This window comes from Rhizobacter sp. P3_C12 (assembly GCF_056402735.1).
The window spans coordinates 1-4,313 of record NZ_JBFUGW010000399.1; the positions used below are offsets into that span (position 1 = coordinate 1).

The 4,313-nt window shown below is 71.8% G+C and carries 3 protein-coding genes and 1 pseudogene; 1 reads left to right on the forward strand and 3 read right to left on the reverse strand.

The features are described 5' to 3' along the window. The 3 genes from AC1DXV_RS31915 to AC1DXV_RS31925 form a co-directional block, all read right to left on the reverse strand. Nucleotides 1-2,199 (reverse strand): DUF2339 domain-containing protein (locus AC1DXV_RS31915; protein WP_477937498.1); only part of this gene is annotated, 2,199 nt, incomplete at its 3' end. A gap of 84 nt (nt 2,200-2,283) precedes the next feature. After that, nucleotides 2,284-3,324 (reverse strand): DNA topoisomerase IB, encoded by a 1,041-nt coding sequence (locus AC1DXV_RS31920; RefSeq protein ID WP_477937500.1) that lies wholly within the window; start codon nt 3,322-3,324, stop codon nt 2,284-2,286. A 94-nt stretch (nt 3,325-3,418) separates the two neighbouring features. After that, nucleotides 3,419-3,880 carry a PA2169 family four-helix-bundle protein gene (locus AC1DXV_RS31925; protein WP_169672880.1) on the reverse strand — a complete coding sequence of 154 codons (462 nt, stop codon included), beginning with the start codon at nt 3,878-3,880 and terminating at the stop codon, nt 3,419-3,421. 192 nt (nt 3,881-4,072) lie between these two features. Here AC1DXV_RS31925 and AC1DXV_RS31930 point away from each other — a divergent pair. Further along, nucleotides 4,073-4,313 (forward strand): annotated as a pseudogene (locus tag AC1DXV_RS31930) (RNA polymerase factor sigma-54); the annotation flags it as partial.

The window sequence follows — 4,313 nt, forward strand, 5'->3', positions numbered from 1 at the left end:
GAGTTGCGCGCGCAACTCCAGCCACGCCGTCGCGAGCAGGCTGCCGCCGACCAGCAGCGCCGCGACCAGCCCCGGCCAGCCGTCGCGCGGCGCCTGCAGCGGATCGAGGTGCAGCGAAGCCGCCAGCCCCGCCAGCGCGACCAGGTGCAAGGCGCCCGAGCAGGCCGTCAGCACGCGCAGCGCGAAGCGGTGGCCGAGCGTCGCCAGCACCAGCGCGAGCAAGGCGGTCGCGACCGAGGCCCACAGCGGCACCAGCACCATCCATCCGAGCAGCGCCGTCGCAGCGACCGCGAGCCACGGCAGCGCGATGTCGTTGCCCTGCTCCCAGCCCGCACGCTGCGCAGCCGGGTGGCGGTGATGCACGCGCCACATCGCCAGCACGCTGGCCAGCATCAGCAACACGCCGATCAGCGAGCCGTCGACCAGCGGCGTGCCCGGCGCGAGGTCGAGCGACAACGCGCTCACCAGCCGCACCACCGCGCCGGCCAGCACCGCGAGCGCGAACGCCCGCGTGTACAGCCGGTGCTGGCGCACGCCGAGCCAGAACATGCCGGCCGCTTCCACCGCCCAGGTGGCACCGGTCCACGCGCCCTCCAGCGCCAGCGGGATCGCGAGCGTGGCGAAGATCACGCCGACGATCACGTGCGCTTCGCCGAGCAGCGCATAGCGGATGCGCGCACTGCGCAGCAGCGCGCCGCCGATCACGAGGTAGAAGAACGCGAAGCCGAGCGCCGACCAGGCCGCGCCCCAGTCGGTGTCCTTCACCATCAGGTACTGCAGGCCGAAGGCCGCCAGCGGCACGCCGAACACCAGCGCGCTGTCGACGCGCCCGACCTGCTGCAGCGCCTGCCGCGCACGCTGCGCCAGTGGATCGGTCGCGGCAGGGTCGTCGCCGAGCGCCAGCGCGCGCCGCGCGAACAGCACGCCGATCGCGGTGAACAGCACGAAGAACAGCAGCAGGAAGGCCTGCGTCGACGCGTACACCGCATCGGTGTAGTGCGCCTGCGCCCAGGCGCCGGCCAGCGTGAAGGTGCCGACCGCGCCGATCAGGTTCAGCGGCCGCCAGGCCTTGTGCCAGGCCATCAGGAAGATGCCGACGTCGAGCACCGCGAGGTAGCTGAACAGCGCGACGTGGTTGCCGCCGCCGGTGGACACCAGCACCGGCGCGAGGAAGCCCTCGGCCACCGAGACGTAGGCGAGCCATGGCGCGTTCTGCAGCACCGCGAGCGCCGCACCCAGCACCGCGACGACCGCCATCACCGCGAAGGCCGCACCCGGCGGCAGCAAGCCGTTCAGGCGCAAGGCCGCCAGCGCCGTCAGGTAGAACACGCCGATGCCGGCGCCCTGCAGGATCAGCCCGTAGCCCTGGCCGCCAGCGGCATCGCGCCGGTCGCGCAGGCGCCAGCCGAGCACCAGCATCACGACGCCCACCAGCGCGACGCCGGCATAGCGGAACTCGACCGGCAGCGTCGCCCGCTCGGCCACATAGCGCAGCAGGAAGGCGAGGCCCAGGAACAGGATCAGCACGCCCACCTTGACGATGGTGTTGCCGCCGAAGATCCAGCGCGCGACGAATGGCGGCAGGCGGTCGCGCAGCGGCAACGCGGGTTCGACGGGCGGCGGCGGGGTCGCGCGCGACGGCTCGGTCCACGGGGCAGGTGTCGCGGGCTCTTCGGGAGCTGCCGCTGCCGCCACCGCGGGCTCGAAGATCGGCGCGGGAACAGGTTCGGCCAACGACGGTACCGGTACGGCGATCGACGCGACCGCCGGTTCGATCGATGCCGCAGCGCTCGGTACGGGCCGGGGTTCGATGAGCGGTTCGAGGTCGAGTTCGAGGACGCTGTCCGGGATCGGCGACGGGACCGGTTCCGCAGTGGCGCTCACCATGCCGCCCGACAGCCGCTGCACCTGCAGCCGCAGTGCGCTCACCTCGTGCTCCAGCGCCGCCACGCGCTGCGCGAGATCCGGCGCCTTCGTCGCGGCGGGAGCCGCCGGGGCTGCAGCCTGCGGCGCCGCCGCCTCGTCCGGCATCTCGGGCCAGGCCGCCTCGGCCGGCACCGGTGCCGCCGCCTCGGCCTGCTTCGATTTGCGGATCTGCCACACCACGAGCGGCGTCACGATCAGCATCACCAGCCCACCGGCCGGCCCGCCGAGCGCCAGCCCCACCAGGCCGCCCAGTACCGCATAGACGAAGTTCATCGGCCCTCCACCGCTGTCCTTGTGGCGGCGATTATGACGAGCGCCCCCGGCGCGCCCGGACGCTCTTTCGGGGGGTTGCCGGGATCAGTCGCCGGTGAGGTAGGCGACCAGCTGCCGCTCGGCCACCGACCAGCCGCGGCGCCGGCGCAAGGCGGCGAGCCGCTCGGCCGCACTGCGCAGCCGGGCCGGCGTCGCCTCCAGCACCTGCGGGTGCACGTAGGACTTGCGGCACACCGCCACCGTGTTGCCCAGCCGTTGCGCCACGTCGGCCAGCACGTCGTTCAGCTCGCGGCGCGTGAAGCCCTCGTCCTCCCGCTTCCCTTCGGCTGCATCGGCCCGTTCGCCGGGCAACTCGCCCAGCAGCGCCAGCGCATGCACGCTCGCATGCCAGGTGCGGAAGTTCTTCGCGGTGAACTCGGCCCCGCTCGCCTCGCGCAGGTAGTCGTTGACGTCGTCGCTGCCGATGCCGTGCAGCTCGCCGTCGTCACCCTCGTACTGGAACAAGGCCTGTCCCGGCAATGCCTGGCAGCGCCGCACCACGCGCGCGACCCGCGGGTCTTCGAGCGCCACGCGGTGCTGCACGCCGCTCTTGCCGCGGAACTGCAGCGTGATCTCGCGCCCGTTCACGCGCGCATGCCGGCTGCGCAGCGTCGTCAGGCCGAACGAGCCGTTGCTGCGGGCGTACTCGTCGTTGCCCACGCGCACCAGCGTCGTGTCGAGCAGGCGTACGACGGTCGCGAGCACCGTCTCGCGGCCCGGCCTCGCGCCGCCGCCCTTCAGGTCGCGCTGCACCCGGGCCCGGATGCGCGGCAGCGCCTCGCCAAATTCCAGCATGCGGTCGAACTTGTCGGCATCGCGCGCCCGCCGCCACTCGGCGTGGTAGCGGTACTGCTTGCGGCCACGCGCATCGCGCCCGGTGGCCTGCACATGGCCGAGCGGCGACGGGCAGATCCACACCTGCGTGTACGCGGGCGGAATCGCCAGCCGCCGGATCCGCTCCAGTTCGCTGCGCTCGCGCAACGGCCGGCCGTCCGGCCCGAGGTAGCTGAAGCCGTTGCCGCGGCGCGCCCGGCGGATGCCGGGCACCGCATCACTGACGTACTGGAGGCGCTGGCTGGCCGGCACGTGCCCTCTTCAAGCTCTGCAAATTCGACCGGGTGAAGTTTTCTGACGCCGGTAAGAAACTCGGCAGCATTTACGTGCCGCCGAGAGTCGCAGGTCAGGACGAGCTCTTCGCGCGTTCGCGGTCGCGCAGCATCTTGATCTGGTCGTGGTTGCGCTGCACGCCGAGCTGCATGCGCGCCACCACCGACTTCACCGGCTCCGGCAGGTCGTCGTCGCGCAGCGCCGCGCGGTAGCGGGCCAGCGCCGCGTCCTCGCCGCGCTCGCACTCGTCGAGCATCGCCTGGTCGGTGTAGCCCACCAGCGAGCCGCGCACCGCGACCCAGCCGCGGTGCAGCGAGCCGGCGGTGGTGCCGTCGTCTTCCGGTTCGCCCCCGTACTGCGCGACCAGCGGCGCCAGTTCCTCGGCGGCGCGGCGGCATTCGTTGGCGCGTTGCGTGAACAGCGTGCGCAGCTCTTCCGACTGCACGTGCTTCGCGCAGGCGAGGAAGCCGAATTCGCCGTCCTTCGAGGTCTCGATCAGGTCGTTCAGGGTGTCGACGATGTCATCGTGGCTCATGGTCAATTCCTTTCAGTTGAAGGCCGTGAGGCCCGTCTCCTCCTCCGGCAGTTGGCGTGCCCGCGCCCCTCGGTGGCACATGTGTTGCAGAGCGATGACTGAGATGTTTTCCCTGCGAGGCATCGTCCTACGACGAGCTTCCGCCAGGGATCACAAGGGACGTCGAAGACCAAGCATCAAGGAGACCGCGGAATGAATGCACCGACCCTTCGAACCGAGGCGCGGCAGGTCCAGGGCCTGACGCCGCGCCTGCAGCGCGCCGTGCGCCTGCTGCAGCTGTCGTCGCAGGATTTCGTCCAGGAGATCCGCGACAGCATGGTGACCAACCCGTTCCTCGAACTGGAGGAGACCGGCCCCGACGTCGTCGCACCTGCCACCTTCGACCCGACGCTGTCCGAGGCCGTGCCGATCGCCGAGGCGGACACGCTCGCAC